Origin of the sequence: Burkholderia sp. MSMB1589WGS, assembly GCF_001636105.1 — a bacterium.
GTDB classification, from domain to species: domain Bacteria; phylum Pseudomonadota; class Gammaproteobacteria; order Burkholderiales; family Burkholderiaceae; genus Burkholderia; species Burkholderia humptydooensis.
Genome location: NZ_LNJT01000008.1, coordinates 2,636,524 through 2,651,062 on the forward strand (window position 1 = coordinate 2,636,524; position 14,539 = coordinate 2,651,062).

Annotated in this window: 11 protein-coding genes and 2 pseudogenes; 9 read left to right on the plus strand and 4 right to left on the minus strand. The window is 66.1% G+C overall.

What is annotated here, in order from left to right; genetic code table 11:
* Positions 1–9: 9 nt before the first annotated feature.
* On the minus strand, positions 10–795 hold the full coding sequence (locus WT16_RS28760; protein ID WP_063534789.1) for a DUF3348 domain-containing protein: 786 nt from the start codon (positions 793–795) through the stop codon (positions 10–12).
* Between the two features lie 34 nt (positions 796–829).
* Positions 830–988 carry a hypothetical protein gene (locus WT16_RS28765; RefSeq protein WP_009915173.1) on the minus strand — a complete coding sequence of 53 codons (159 nt, stop codon included), beginning with the start codon at positions 986–988 and terminating at the stop codon, positions 830–832.
* Positions 989–1,277: 289 nt separating this feature from the next.
* Between WT16_RS28765 and WT16_RS28770 the strand changes: the two genes are divergently transcribed.
* The 5 genes from WT16_RS28770 to WT16_RS28785 all read left to right on the plus strand — a co-directional run bounded on the left by WT16_RS28770 (position 1,278) and on the right by WT16_RS28785 (position 7,442).
* The gene (locus tag WT16_RS28770; RefSeq protein ID WP_063534790.1) at positions 1,278–3,911 is read left to right on the plus strand and encodes a type VI secretion system Vgr family protein; all 2,634 of its coding nucleotides are present in this window, start codon (positions 1,278–1,280) and stop codon (positions 3,909–3,911) included.
* Entirely contained in the window at positions 3,911–4,765 is an 855-nt protein-coding gene (locus tag WT16_RS28775) for a DUF4123 domain-containing protein (protein WP_063534791.1), read from the plus strand. The genes WT16_RS28770 and WT16_RS28775 overlap by 1 nt, the downstream gene beginning before the upstream one ends.
* A gap of 30 nt (positions 4,766–4,795) precedes the next feature.
* Positions 4,796–5,281 carry a DUF3304 domain-containing protein gene (locus tag WT16_RS33290; RefSeq protein WP_082875108.1) on the plus strand — a complete coding sequence of 162 codons (486 nt, stop codon included), beginning with the start codon at positions 4,796–4,798 and terminating at the stop codon, positions 5,279–5,281.
* Between the two features lie 25 nt (positions 5,282–5,306).
* The gene (locus WT16_RS28780) at positions 5,307–6,899 is read left to right on the plus strand and encodes a DUF2235 domain-containing protein (RefSeq protein ID WP_063534792.1); all 1,593 of its coding nucleotides are present in this window, start codon (positions 5,307–5,309) and stop codon (positions 6,897–6,899) included.
* A 210-nt stretch (positions 6,900–7,109) separates the two neighbouring features.
* A complete protein-coding gene (locus tag WT16_RS28785; protein WP_006027089.1) occupies positions 7,110–7,442 on the plus strand; it encodes a DUF2322 family protein in 333 nt (110 codons plus the stop codon).
* Positions 7,443–7,502: 60 nt separating this feature from the next.
* Here the strand turns inward: WT16_RS28785 and WT16_RS28790 are convergent, their stop codons facing one another.
* Positions 7,503–9,452 (minus strand): M66 family metalloprotease, encoded by a 1,950-nt coding sequence (locus tag WT16_RS28790; protein WP_231892125.1) that lies wholly within the window; start codon positions 9,450–9,452, stop codon positions 7,503–7,505.
* Positions 9,453–10,122: 670 nt separating this feature from the next.
* On the opposite strand from WT16_RS28790, the gene WT16_RS28795 reads away from it, so the two are divergent.
* The 3 genes and pseudogenes from WT16_RS28795 to WT16_RS35760 form a co-directional block, all read left to right on the plus strand.
* On the plus strand, positions 10,123–11,547 hold the full coding sequence (locus WT16_RS28795) for a CoA transferase (RefSeq protein WP_063534794.1): 1,425 nt from the start codon (positions 10,123–10,125) through the stop codon (positions 11,545–11,547).
* A gap of 56 nt (positions 11,548–11,603) precedes the next feature.
* Positions 11,604–11,744: pseudogene (locus WT16_RS35755) on the plus strand (SDR family NAD(P)-dependent oxidoreductase); the annotation flags it as partial.
* 75 nt (positions 11,745–11,819) lie between these two features.
* Positions 11,820–12,026, plus strand: a pseudogene (locus WT16_RS35760) (aspartate racemase); the annotation flags it as partial.
* 53 nt (positions 12,027–12,079) lie between these two features.
* On the opposite strand, the gene WT16_RS28805 reads toward WT16_RS35760, so the two are convergent.
* Positions 12,080–13,051: a LysR family transcriptional regulator gene (locus WT16_RS28805; protein ID WP_015603344.1), complete on the minus strand. Its 972-nt coding sequence runs from the start codon at positions 13,049–13,051 to the stop codon at positions 12,080–12,082.
* A gap of 168 nt (positions 13,052–13,219) precedes the next feature.
* Between WT16_RS28805 and WT16_RS28810 the strand changes: the two genes are divergently transcribed.
* Complete coding sequence (locus tag WT16_RS28810) at positions 13,220–14,539, plus strand: MFS transporter (RefSeq protein ID WP_015602545.1); 1,320 nt, start codon at positions 13,220–13,222, stop codon at positions 14,537–14,539.

Below are 14,539 nucleotides of genomic sequence, written 5' to 3' on the forward strand. Positions count from 1 at the left end.
GGAGCCCGGTTAGCTGGCGCGAAGGGCGGCGAGCAGCCCTTCGACCGGTTGAAAACGAACGTCTAGCTCGGCGAGCAGCACGCTCTGCATATCCTTGCGGAATGCGTCGAGCCATGCGCCCGGCGCGGGGGCGGCGGTGTTTTTCGCGGCGTTGGCATCGGCGCCGATCGTCGCCCCGGACCCGGCCTCGGCCTCGACCTCGGCGAGACGCTGCTGCTCGGCCTGGCGCACGCGCTCGAAGTACGCGCCGAGCAGCTTCGGCACGGACGCGAAGAGGCTCCGCTCGCGCGCGACGAGCGCGCGCTCCATCGTCGCGTCGAGCACCGCGAGCCGGGCGAGCGCGGGCGTTTGCGCGGCCATCGTCTGCCGAAGGCGGCTGCGCAGATCGCCGATGTCGATCTCCATCGCCTGCTGCATCGACAGGTAGTCGTGCCGAAAGAGCGTGAAATCGGCGGGCGCGTCGTTCGGCGGCGCGCCGCGCGTGGCGGCGCGGGTGACGCCGTCGCGTGCGGCGGCGAACGCGCCGGTGCGGGCAATCGCCTTCGCGAGCGACGCGCGCACGCGCGCGCCCTGGCCGTGCGGGGCGTCGCCGGCGGGGCGCGCGCCGGCCGCGACGGCGGGCGGACTCATGCTCAGCGCGGACGACAGCGCGATCGCGTCGGTCCACGCGAGCCATTGGCTCAGCCGGTCCGACAGCGACTGCCCGGACGGCGGAACGTCGGCGTCCGCGAGGCGGGCAAGCAGGCGGATCAGCGTCGGGCCGCCGAGCGCGCTACGTTGCGGGACTTGCACCATGCGACGAGTGTCAGTGTCAAAAAAAGGCAGCAGTTTACACGTTGGCGGCGGGCGGGCAGGCGTTCTTGATGCGGGAAGGGCGACGGACGGCTTCGGCGCGCCGTTGTGCGAGGGCGCAAAGGCCGGGGCCAGCGTCGTCGGAGCCGGTGGCCAGCTCGCGCATCGCATGCTCGGGTGCGTCGTCGATCGTCATGAAACGATCGACGCAACGCTCGAGCTCTTCCCATGCGGCGACGCCTCGCCGCACGCGAGCATGGCCATGAGCAATGGATCGGCATTCAAAAAGCATTTGTCAATTTTGGTTAGCCGGGTTGGCGCGTCGGGCCGGGGGCCGACCGACTTCATGTTTTCCTCAGCAGATTTGGTATCCTTATTCGCCAAAGATGGCGGTTCGCCGGTACCGATACCGCGCTCGATCGCCTGACAACAAGGGGCGCGACGCGCCCCATTCCGGCGAACCTGAGAAAAAAAGGATTTGAACCATGACATTGGGGCCACGCGGGCCGCAGGAGGCGGCGTTTGCGCCGATCTTCGAGGCGATTCATCGTGGGCTGTTGCAGCGCGAGCGGCTGCTGAAGCTCGACACGCCGCTCGGCGCGAACACGCTGATTCCGTTGCGCGCGGTCGGCGACGCCGGGCTCGGCCGCGATTACACGTGGACAATCGACGCCGCGACCACGCGCGACGACCTGAATCCCGACGCGCTGATCGCGCAGCCCGTGACGCTGTGGCTCCAGCAGCCGCGCGGCGTGCTCGACCTGAATGCCGACTACCGGCCGATCCACGGCTACGTGCATACCGTGCGCCGGCTCGGGGCCGACGGCGGCCTGACGTCGTGGCAAATCGGCTTTTCGTCGGCGCTGCACTTTCTCCGGCATCGCCGCGACGAGCATTTCTGGCTCGACCGCGATGCGCAGGACATTCTGTCCGACGTATTCAATCGCTATCCGCAGCTTCAGGGCGCATTCCGGTTCGCGCTGAGCGGGGCGCTCGCGAAGCGTTCGTATTGCCGGCAGAGCGAAACCGACTGGCACTTCGTCAACCGGATCATGGAAGACGAAGGGCTCTATGGCTACTGGACCCACGACGGTCGCGAGCAGAAGACGATGCTCAGGATCGTCGATCGCGTCGAGGCGCTGCCGGACGCCAAGCCGCTCGACTTCTATCGAGGCAATGCCGGCGACGAGTTCGACGGCTTGACGCAATGGGCAACGCTGCGCCAGTTGAACAGCGTGCACGTCGCCTCGCGTTCCGGCGACTACCAGCGCCCGGCGATGCCGTTCGAGGTCCGGCAGTCGGTGCAAACGACCCGCTACGTCGAGCAGACGAACTGGCGCACGCAGGAGCAGAAGGCGATTCCGTATCCGCCGCTCGAAGACTATAGCGCGGGCGCGTACCGGTATCCGGACTCGGATCGAGGCGTTGCGTGGGCGCGCATTCGAGCGGAGGAATACGAGTCGCGCTCGAGGCGATACGCCGGTGTCGGCGGCTCGCGCTGGGTCGATGTCGGCGGCCGGTTCGTGCTGAACGATCATCCGGCGCACGCCGAAGCCGATCCGAAGGAGCGGGAATTCGTCGCCGTCGCGGCCCGCTGGACGATCGAGAACAACGTGCCGATCGCCCGCTCGGGCCTGCATTTCCCGTACAGCCTGCAATCGGACATCGAGCGGGCGCGCTCGGGCTATGGCCCGGCGTTCGCGGTTGCGCCGCATCCGCAGGACGGCGCGACGGGCCTCTACGTCATCGAAGTGGACGCGCAGCGCACCGACATCGAATACCGCAGCCCGTTCGAGCATCGCAAGCCGGCCATGTCGGTCGAGATGGCGACGGTGGTCACGCCGAACGGCGAGGAGGTCTGGACCGATCCGCTGAACCGCGTGCGCGCGCGATTCCATTGGGACAGGCAGAGTCCGCCCGACGCGTTCGAGACGTCGCCGCCGTTGCTGGTCGCGCAGTCGGATACCGGGCAGCAGTACGGCGGCGTACACGTGCCGCGTCGCGGCGAGACCGTCTATGTCGATTTCGTCGGCGGCGACTGCGACCGCCCGTATATCGTATCGCGCGCGCCGGGCGGGGCGACGCCGCCGATGTGGCATTCGGACGGGCTGCTGTCGGGCTTCCAGTCGCGCGAATACGGAGGCGGCGGCGGTTACAGCGAGATGCAGCTCGACGATGCGACCGGACAGGTGCGTGCGCGTCTGCTGAGCAAGACGCGGGGTGACTACAGCCATCTGACGCTCGGCTACGGGATCGTTCAGCGGGGCAATACGCGCGGCCGCTATCTCGGCTCGGGCTTCACGCTGCATGCCGACCAATACGGCGCGGTCCGCGCGAATCGCGGCCTGTACATCGGCACGCACTCGACCCGCCATGACGCCGAGCAACTGGAGGTGGACGCGGCGCGCGATCAACTGAAGGACGCGGCCGAGGTGCTCGCGCAGCAGTCGTCGCTGAGCGAGCAGCATCGCGCGGAGAGTCTGAAAGCGGGTCACGACGCGCTCACGGAACTGACCGACGCGACGCGGCAGCCAGTCGAGCCGGGCTTGAGCGGCGGGCGCACGTCGGGCGGCGGCACGGGCAGCGCGAACGGCTTCAAGGTGCCGGCGATGCTGCTCGGCAGCGCGGGCGGCATGGGCCTGACGACGTTTCAGTCGCTGCACACGTCGGCGGATCGGCACGTGAACGTCGTCGCGGGTCAAAACGCGTTCGTCGCGACGGGGAAGTCGTTCGTGGCAAGCGCGGGCGAGAAGGTGAGCGTGTTCGCGCAGGACGGGATCAAGCTGTTCGCGAAGGACGCGGTTCAAATCGAGTCGCATCGCGAGACGATCGATCTGATCGGCCAGAAGACGGTGCGGATCGTGTCGGCGACGGAGCGCATCGAGATCGCGGCGGACAAGGAGATACTGATCACGTCGGGGCAGGCGTACATCCGCCTGAAGGACGGGGACATCCAGATCCATGCGCCGGGCAAGATAGACATCAAGGGCAGCATGCACAGCTTCTCGGGCCCGGCCGGCATGCCGTATCCGATGCCGACGCAGCCGGATGCGGTGTGCGTGCCGTGCATGATGAAACGCGCGGCGGGGCGATCGGCGTTCGTGTCGACGGGGGGCTGATGGATACGCAAACCGTGTTCGGCGAGGCCGATTCGTTAGGGGCGCACCTATATGTGCTCGTCGACCCGTTGCAGAACGGCAGTTTGCCCGGTGCATTGTCGGTCCGGTCGGATCATGTCGCGTGCCTGATGGACGGCGGAGCGGACGTGCGGGCCGTTTCGCCGCACCTCGTCTATATCCCTCCAAGTCACTTTGAATCGGCGCGCGCATGGCTGGAACGACATGGACCGTCATCGCCGTGCGCGACGCTGCTCGCATCGCCATTGCCGCTTGCAGTGCTCGCGGAGCATCTGAAGTTGTTTCTGCGCGTGCGCTTGCCGGATGGCGAACCGATCGTGCTCGCGTATTGGGATCCGGCGATTCTCGCGACGCTGGTCGGTTCGCAAGACGACGAGACGCTGTTCGTGAAAGGGCCGGTGCTGTCCGACGCGCAGCGTCAGGCATGGCTCGCGCCGATCCTGAGGTGGACGTATTGGGATCGCGAAGGCGCGCTGCGTCAGATCGACTGGCGTCAGGCTCGGATGCCGGCCTCCGCCGCGACGCTCAAGCCGCCGCTCAAGCTCGATCAGGGGCAGGTGGATGCATTGATCGATGCGAGTGTGCCGGACGGGTTGCTATTGCATCTCAATGAACGCGATCCGTCGACGTTAGCTGAAATCCCGGAAGACGAGCGCTACGGATTCGTGTGCCGCCAAATTGAGCGCGCACGACAACATGGCATCACCGGCTATGGTTCATGGTTCACGTACTGCATGCTCGCCGTTCGGCACGGCGAGGGGTTCGACGAGATCCCCGAAGGTACCGTTCTATTAACGTCGCTGCTATCGACTGCCGACACTTCGGCTGAAGCATAATCTCCGAAATTCTTGGAATGGACCAAGCTCATGAACGACGCTAAATTCAAACGAGCCGCCGTCGCAGCAAGTTGCGCCGTCTTCGCGCTGACCGCCTGTGCGAGTTCTGGTACCCAGTCGGACAATCCGAATATCGGCGGCGGGCAGGCGCTTGGGATGGTGCCGATCAACCATACCGATCGGTATGCAGTGAATATCTTTGTCGACAAGTATTGGGCGGGGGACGCGGAACCTCAGAACGCTGGAGGAAAGACGGCGTGCTGCTTTCCCGGCATGAAGGATTGGAGCAAGCCGGTCACGATTCGATGGACATGGGGGCAAGAATCGAACCGGGAAACCAAGGTAATTTTGAAGCCTCGCGAATCGCGCACAGTGCAGGCTTACTTCCCCTTACAGGGCCCCCATAGCGATCCCGATTGGCACAAGACGGACGCTTATTTGTGCGTCATCTTGCGCGACCTTAATACCGCAGAAGTGGCTTTCTCGCCGAGCGGTACGGGCTGCAGAATGAAATGACGGCGGTGTAAAGGAGGACTCGAGAATGACGGTACGTCAGGCCGGATTGCCGATTTCCAACGACGAGCTTAAACAAGCAGCAACGGATGGGGCGATGAAACGGATTGGTCGCCAATATCCTGCAACGCAAGCCGACATGATCGCGTGTCGGCTCTATCCGTCGCTTTCGTTTTTTTTTGATGGCACGGGTAATAATTACGACCTTGATCTGCCGCGTAGCAAGCACTCGAACGTTGCCAAACTGTATCGAGTTGCTAAAGATGCGATAAAAGATGAGGCGAGATCTTTGTATCTTTCGGGCGTCGGAACGCCGTTCAAATTTGCCAAGGTCGCGGGGTATACCGACCACCTAAGCGACGACGACGGGGGATTGCTGGGGTTAGGTCTCGGCAATGGCGGCGAACTGCGCCTCGATTTCGCACTAGCCGAATTTTCTCGGCGACTGGAGGTCGATTGGGGGCCCGGTTCCTGGTCGCACATGCGTGAAATTACCGTGGCGATCTTCGGATTCTCGCGGGGAGCAACGGAAGCACGGGCCTTCGCACGTAGGTTCATTGACCAGAAGTGTGGTAGGGAGGGCGGCAAACTGCACTGGACAGCACCGAATGGCGTACGCGTGCCGCTGCGCATTACGTTTATGGGGCTGTTCGACACGGTAGCGTCTGTAGGCGGTCCTACCCTGCATCTGAGTTGGGCATCGGAGTTGGTCATCCCGGCTGAGGTGGAGCGTTGCGTCCATTATGTGTCCGCGCATGAGGTGCGTCAGGCGTTTCCGCTCGATTCGGTGCGCGTCGATAAGACCTATCCGGGCAATTGCGAAGAAGTGGTGTACCCCGGCGTGCATTCCGACGTGGGTGGCGGCTATGAGCCGGATGAGCAGGGACGTAGTCACGACCTGTCGCTGATCCCCTTGCGGCATATGTTTGCGGAAGCGCTTCGGGCGGGGGTTCCGTTGAAGCCGTTGTCGGAGCTGCCTGACGATGTCTTCATGGATTTCGACTTGGCTGACGACGCCCCGATCGTTAAGCTTTACAACGACTACATGGCGGCGCTGCCGGCCGCTAGTGGCGGCACACTCGAAGAACTGATTCAGCCGCATCGCTACCTGAATTTCCGCTGGCGAAGCGTTCTCGCTCGGCACCATGCGGACGAGCGGGTGTTGGGTCGTTTGTATGCAAAGGTTGGTGAGTCATTTTGCCGAGCCGTACCGGCCGGTACGGACGCGGACCATCCGGCCTGTCAGCCGAGCGAGTGGATGTATGACGTGCCGAAGGATCCGCAAGAGCAGGCAAAGCAGCTTTTGGGCGAGCAACGGCGGCTGGAGCGGCATATCGAGTTCCTGCGCAACCCGATCGAACGCCGCCCCGGCCCGCATAGCTACCCGCCGACCCCGCGCGAACTGACTCCATACGAAAAAATGATCCTGTCGGCGTGGGACGAGCAGGAGCCGCCTTTGCTGGCCGTCGATCAACTGCTGGCCGAATACGTTCACGATTCGGTTGCTGCATTCACGTCGTGGCCCTGTGCGCTATGGGATCAGCGGGGGATCTGGTGTGACCAGCGGCGCTATCTCGCGGAGAATGACCCGATGAATGCGGGGGATTTAGCAGTGGCGTAGGCTTTCGCCGATGTCAGAGTCATTACGGCTCGAACGTCGATAGAAGGGTCCACGCGGATCGCGTAGGCGGTGCGGACCGCGTGGCGTGGCGCGAGGCCACGCGCCATAGTGACGAGGCGCTCGACGCGCCGCCCGCTCGTCAGCCACCCGGGACAATCGGCTACCATACGCCCCGCGCGATTTTTTTCCCGACCAGACGGAGCGTTTCCCGTGATTCAGCCAACGGAAGTATTCAAGGACAACCTCGCCCAACTGCCCGCGATCGACGGCATCGAGCGCATCGATCTCGTCGACGGCGGCGGCGCGGTGGTCGCGAGCATCGAGAACAAGCCGGGCAAGCAAGGCTCGCTGGCGGTCTATCACTATCTGCGCGAAGCGTTCGGCACGCTCGACGCGCAAGCCGCCGAGCACGGCCTCGCGGTGTTCGCCGAACACACCGCCGACGCGCGCCATCGCCCCGGCGCGCATCCGAACGTCGACCGGCTGCTCGTGATTGCGGCGGGCGGCGACGCGCTGCGCATCGACGTCGTCGCGAGAGGCTGACGCGCTTCGTTCAGGCGATCGGTGCGCGCATGCGCGCACCGCGCCCGATCGTCCGTCACGTCACCGGCTGAGCAGCACCGCCGGGTTCGCCGGCATGCCGTTCCATACCATCGGCGTGTCGAGCAGTTCGATCTTGCCGATCCGCTTGTCGCCCGGCACGTTGATCGCCCACACGCGGAAGCTGCTGCCGCTGAGCGGATTGGCCGCGTTCGCGTCGTCGACGGTGGGCGTCCACCACGCGCGGAATCCGCCTTGCAGCACGCGGTATGTCTGGCTGCCGTCCGCATACGTGACGCGCAGCGTGTAATCGCAGCCGCTGCCTTTGCAATACCACGGGTACGTGCCTTTATCGACGGTGATCGCCTGACGGTCCGCAGCGGAGGTCGGATCGAATGTCGCGATCAGGTTTCCGGTGTAGGAGAACGGCGGATAGATGTATGACGCGCCCGGAGACCCGGCCTTGCTGAAGCTCACGACGATCGTGTGGACCGGCACGCCGGTTTGCACGGGCAGATTCTGGTTGACGCCGTAGAGCCCCTTGTTGTCGGTCGTCGGCGTGTACGGCGCGCGCGCCTGCGCGGCCGCGTCCCACTTGCTGTAGCCGGTCGGCGACGCCGCGTCGGTCAGCACGCGCGATGCGATCCATGCCTGCATCCGGCCCGTGTTGTAGTCCGAGAACGTCGCGAACGGGTAGCCGCTCGACTGATCGCCGGCGCCGCCCTGCATCGGGTCCTGCTTGTAGCAGCGACCTTGCGCGTCGAGCTGATGCGAGCTCGCGCACTTCGCGTAGCTCGATGCGGTGGCGGGCACGAGCACGTCGAGGAACTCGCGGTGGTTCGGGGCGTAGCCCCACGCCGATCCGCTCAGGCTGCCGCCCGCATACGGATAGGCGCCTTTCGCGTACTCGTCGGCCGCGTGATTGAGGCCGAACGCGTGCCCCTGCTCGTGAATGAAGATGCCGGTGTACCGATGATCGCCGACCGCCGCGCCCGAGCCGACGCCGCCAAGGCCGCCGCCGAGGTTCGCGAACTTCCCGTTTGCGTTCAGCGCGATGAGCGGCGCGTAGTACTGCTCGTTGAGCGGGCCGTCGCCGTTCGCGGTACGCATGCTCGTGATCAGCGTGAGCATCGCGCTCATCACGCCGTAGCCGTCTTTCTGCTGGTCGAGCGCGGTCACCGAATAGGCGGGCTGCGCGGCGCCCGTGCGGTCCGCGCGCGGGCCGACGACGACCGTCGCGAGGCTGAAGCGTCCGGCCGGGTGCGTGCGGACCTTCAGGTCGGCGGTCGGCCATTTCGCGAAAATCTCCTGCTGCGTGGCGGCGTCGGGCGCTTGCGTGGCCGACAGCGGCGGCGAATTGGTGTCGTCGGCGCCGAACAGGTAGAACGGCAGGATCGTCAACCGCACGTCGGCGTCGGTGCCGAACAGGGGCGCTTGCGCGACGCTCGACGTGTAGTTGGACGCCGACACGCTGAACGACACGCCCGGCACCATCCATGCGGCGGGCACGACGGCGCTCCATCGATCGGCCGCATACGCGTGGCCGTTGGATTCGGTCGGCGGCAGCGCGGACGGCGGGCTCAGCGCGAGCGCGCCGAGCTTCGCGCCGTCCTTCCACGCCTCCAGCACGGGCTGCGCCGCGTCGGCCTGGCCGATGGCGATCAACGCGAGCGCATCGCGCTTGCCGATCAGGCGCAGGCTCGCGCTCGCGTTCGGCAGCGTCCAGCTCAGGCCGCCGCTCGGTATCACGTGCGTTTGCGCGAATTCCATCCTGGCGATCGAGAGCTGGCTCGCGGACGTGCTGCTCGGCGCGGGCGCGGGTGTAGCGCCCGGCGTATTGCCTGTCGTATCGCCCGTCGTTCCCGCGGCGCCTGCCGCCGCCGCCGGCGTCAAGGGCGCGGCGGCGCCCGCGCTCGGCACACTGGGGGAACCGTCGCCTCCGCATGCGGCGAGCAGCAGGGCGGAGAGCGAGGCGGCGAGGGTGGTTCGCGAGGCGAGGCGGCGGGATGTCATGTGCGGTGTGTCGTTGTCCGAAAAGGGGTGGTCGAATGTGTCCGGCGAATCCGTCGTCAGCGGTGACGAGCCGGGCGAATCGGCGCTGGCGCGCGTGCCGCCTCTCCTCCTTTTCTCATCATTGGTGCTCGGGGCGGCAGGTCATGCGGAGCGCGAGACCTTGCGCATGATAAACACAATGCATCTCGATGACATTGACGTTTTTCCAGATCCGGACGTTCGATGCCGGGCGAAAACGTGGAGAGCGATGCGCGTCGTTCAAGAATGTTCAGAATGTCGAAGCATGTCGTGTGGCATGGGGTGGAGAGCTGCGTCATCGATGAAGCGAACGCCGAAGCGCGCATCGCATGATGCCGCCGCACGTCGGTCGCTCGGTGCCTCTTCATGGCGATTCGCGAAAAAGAAAATCGATTGTGTGAATCGGAATTCGATGCGTTTTTTTCGATATCGAATCGTTGAAACTTTACGACAGCGCCGGAAAGCGCCGGAATGATCGATGCGGCGCGATGCGCGCTTTCATGCCGGCGCGCAGGTGGGGCGCGCCGCCGGATGCGTTTTCAAGAAGCGCCGGGTGGAATCCGATAAAAATGACTTGATTCCCGGAATCAACGTTGACACTCGAGTTGCGCGGGAAATAATCTTGCTGCGATATCTTCGAGCCGAGGCGTCAATGTTCGATCTCTCTTCTTCATCCCAATCGGAGCAGTCCGGCCACGCGCGCACCGCCGCGTATCTGCGCGAAATCTGGCAGGCCGCGAACGGCGATCCCGATCTTCTGCATGCGCTCGATTTCAGCGGCGCGGGCGTGCTGCCGTCGGTCTTTCCGGTCACCGATTTCGCATCGGCCGCGATCGGCGCGGCGAGCGTCGCGCTCGCCGAGTTCGTGCATCGCGCGACCGGCACGCTGCCCGGCGTGCGCGTCGATCGCCGCTATGCATCGATCTGGTTCGGCACGTCGCTGCGCCCGCGCGGCTGGGACATGCCGCCTCTGTGGGACGCGATCGCGGGCGACTACCGCACGGCCGACGGCTGGATCAGGCTGCACACGAACGCGCCGCATCATCGCGACGCCGCGCTCGCCGTGCTCGCCGTGCTCGGCACGCGGCCCGACAGGCAGGCCGTCGCCCGCGCGGTCGAGCAGTGGCGCGGCGACGCGCTCGAATCGGCCGTCGTCGAGCACGGCGGCTGCGCGGCCGTCATGCATACGCAGGACGAATGGGCGCGTCATCCGCAAGGGCTCGCGGTGAGCGCGGAGCCGCTGATGATTCATGACGACGTGAGCGTCGACGGCAAGCGCCCCGCGTGGCCGACGTCGGCCGAGCGGCCGCTCTACGGCGTGCGCGTGCTCGACCTGACGCGCATCCTCGCGGGCCCGGTCGCGACGCGCTTTCTCGCGGGCTTCGGCGCGCAGGTGCTGCGCATCGATCCGATCGGCTGGGACGAGCCGGGCACGGTGCCCGAAGTGGTGCTCGGCAAGCGCTGCGCGCGCGTCGACCTGAAATCCGGCGAAGGGCGCGCGCTGCTGCGCCGCCTGATCGGCGAGGCCGACGTGATGGTTCACGGCTACCGGCCCGGCGCGCTCGACCGTCTCGGCTTCGACGCCGACGAACGGCGACGGATCAATCCGGGCCTCGTCGACGTATCGCTCGACGCGTATGGCTGGAGCGGGCCGTGGCGCGCCCGCCGGGGCTTCGACAGCCTCGTGCAGACGAGCGCGGGCATCGTGGCGGCGGGCATGCGCGAAACCGGCGGCGAGCGCCCGGTGCCGCTGCCCGTTCAGGCGCTCGACCACGGCGCGGGTTATCTGCTTGCGACCGCCGCGATTCGCGGCCTCGCGCGCCGGCTCGCGACGGGCGTCGGCGCGCGCATGCGCGCGTCGCTTGCGCGCACGGCGGTGCTGCTCGTATCGGGCGGCTCGCAGGAGGCGGACCGGCCGCCCATCGCGCGGGAGACGGCGGACGATCTCGACGCATGGAGCGAGCAAACGAGCTGGGGACCGGCGCAGCGCGTGCGCGCGCCGGTGGCGATCGAGCGCGCGCCGGTGCAATGGCCGCATCCGGCGCGTGCGCTTGGCACGTCGCCCGCCGAATGGTAGCGGGCAGACGGGCGCGGAAGCGGGTGCATTCGTTGCGGCCGCACGGGAGCATGCACATGGAACAGGTAATCGTAGTCAGCAGCGGCGGCACGGGAATCGGCCTGGCGACCGCGCGCCGTTTCACGCGGCAGCGCGCGCGCGTGGTGATCGTCGGCCGCCGCGCCGACGTGCTCGCGCGCGCGGCCGGGCAGATCGGCGATGCGTTTCCCGACGCGGCGGCGGCCGCGTCGCCAGATTGTTCGTCGACGTCACGAACGATGCAGGGACGCACGATGAAAACGATTGGACTGATCGGCGGGATGAGCTGGGAATCGTCGGCCGAATATTATCGACTGGTCAACCAGCACATGAAGGCGCGCCTCGGCGGGCACCGCAACGCGTGCAGCATCATGGCCACGGTCTGCTTCGACGAGATCAAGACGCTGCGGCACGCGGGCGAGTGGGACGAACTGGGCCGCCTGATGCAGCAGGCCGCGCGGCCGGCGCGCAAGGCGTGATTCCCTGCGTGCCGCGATCGGCCGCGGTCCGCCGCTCAATGCAGCATCCCAAGCCGCTCCGCCATCGGATACCGCTGCACGTAGCGCTGAAACGCATCGATGAACACGTTCTCGGCCGCGTTCATCCGGCGCTCGCGGTTCCACATCAGAAAGATCTCGACGTCGAGCAGCCCTTCCTCCGGCGGCAGCCGCCAGAGCCGCTGGCGCGCGAGGTCGTCGCGCACGATGTGCTCGGGCAGGCAGCCGATGCCGTAGCCCGCGAACACGAGGCGGCGGATTTCGTCGAGGCTCGGCGATGTCGCGACGATGCGCCCGGTGAAGCCGCGCTGATCGCGGAACACGGTGAGCGGCGCGAGCGCGTCGCCAATCTGGTCACTGGTGAAGGAAACGAAATTCTCGGCGAGCAGATCCTCGATTTTCAGCGCCTGACGGCCGAACAACCGGTGGTGACGCCCGCAAAACATTGCATAGCGTTGTCGCAAAAAACTGCGTAATTCGATTTTATCGACCGGCGTTCGACATAATGCGAGCCCGCAAGTCGCGGTTTTCTGCAATAAAGAAGAAAGGATATCCGCCGAGCGCATCACTTCGACGTGCAGATCGACCCGTGGATAAGTGCGGCGGAACTCGGCGAGGAATTCGTCGTAGACGGGCGATTCGACGCGGCTCACGCACAGCAGGCGCACCGAGCCGATCAGCTCGCCGCCGCGGTCGTCGAGCTCGTTGTCGAGCCGCGACATGTGGCCGTAGATGTCGGTCGCGATCCGGTAGACCTCCTCGCCCGCGCGCGTCGGCAGGAACTGCGCGCCGCGCCGCTGGATCAGCGTGCGGCCGAGCGAACCTTCGAGCCGCTTGAGCGCCTGGCTCACCGCCGGCTGCGTCAGGTGCAGCCGCGCGGCCGCGCGGCTGATGCTGCGCTCCTGCATGATTGCCAGATACGTGCGCAGCAGATTCCAGTCGAGGCGGTCCATCAGAACGCGTGAAACATGGCTTCGAATATTCGGCATTTATTTTTACTCCAGAGAAACGATTTTGCATCGTAGAACTGGATTAATGAAATTTATTCGAAAGATAATAACTTAGAATTTGACCGATTAATCCCGGTGCGCGATAAAACGCCCATTTGCCGAATCCGGGCGATTCGGCCGGGCGGACATTTCAGCGAGGAGGTTGCATTGAACCGGGGCATCCCACCGAGCCCGCCGGCGCGCCAGCCGCGCCGCGCGGCCGGCGCCGCGTTCGTCGGCACGATGATCGAGTGGTACGACTTCTACATCTACGCGAACGCGGCCGCGCTCGTCTTCGGCGAGCTGTTCTTCCCGTCGCACGATCCGTTCACGAGCACGATGGCGTCGTTCGCGACGTTCGCGGTCGGCTTCTTCGCGCGTCCGTTCGGCGGACTCGTCTTCGGCCATCTCGGCGACCGGATCGGCCGCAAGAAGGCGCTGATGACGACGCTCGCGCTGATGGGCGCGGCGACCGTCTGCGTCGGCCTGCTGCCGAGCTACGAGCGCGTCGGCCTGCTCGCGCCCGCGCTGCTCGTGCTGCTGCGGATCGTGCAGGGCGTCGCGGTGGGCGGCGAATGGGGCGGGGCGGTGCTGATGGCGGGCGAGCACGCGCCGTACGGGCGGCGCACGTTCTTCGCGTCGTTCGCGCAGCTCGGCAGCCCGGCCGGGCTCATCCTGTCGCTCGTCGCGTTTCGCGCGGTCGCGTCGATGGAGCACGATGCGTTCATGTCGTGGGGCTGGCGGCTGCCGTTTCTCGCGAGCGTGGCGCTGCTCGCGGTCGGCGTGTTCGTTCGGCTGAAGGTCGACGAATCGCCCGAGTTCGCGCACGAGAAGACGATGGCGCGCACCGTCGCGCGGCCGATCGCCGAGGTGCTGCGCACGTCGCGCGCGATGCTGCTGTTCTGCCTGTGCGCGAACACGATCGGCATCGCGGGGCTGTATTTCACGAACACGTTCATGATCGCGTTCACGACGCAGCACGTCGGCGTGACGAAATCGCTGATCCTCGATTGCCTGTTCATCGTCGCGATCATCCAGTTCGTGTCGCAGCCGATCGCCGCATGGCTCGCCGGCAAGCTCGGCGACGCGCGCTTTCTCAAGCTCGCCGCGCTGTTCGCGATGGCGTCGCCGTATCCGATGTTCGTGCTCGTGCAGACCGGGCGCCTCGTGCCGATGGTGGCCGGCATCGCGATCGCGACCGTGTTTCTCGCCGGCTTCTATTCGGTGATCGCGGGTTTCGTGAGCGGCGCGTTCCCGACGCGCGTCCGCTATTCGGCGATCTCGATTTCGTACCAGATGTGCGGCGCGATCGCGGGCGGGCTGACGCCGCTCGCCGGCACGTGGCTCGCGCACCGGTTCGCCGGGCAGTGGTGGCCGCTCGCGGTGTTCTACACGTGCCTCGCGGCGTTGTCGCTCGTCGGCGTGATCGCGCTCGATGCGCACCGCCATCGGCGGGCCGACGTCGCCGACGCCGTGCTCACGCGCTGA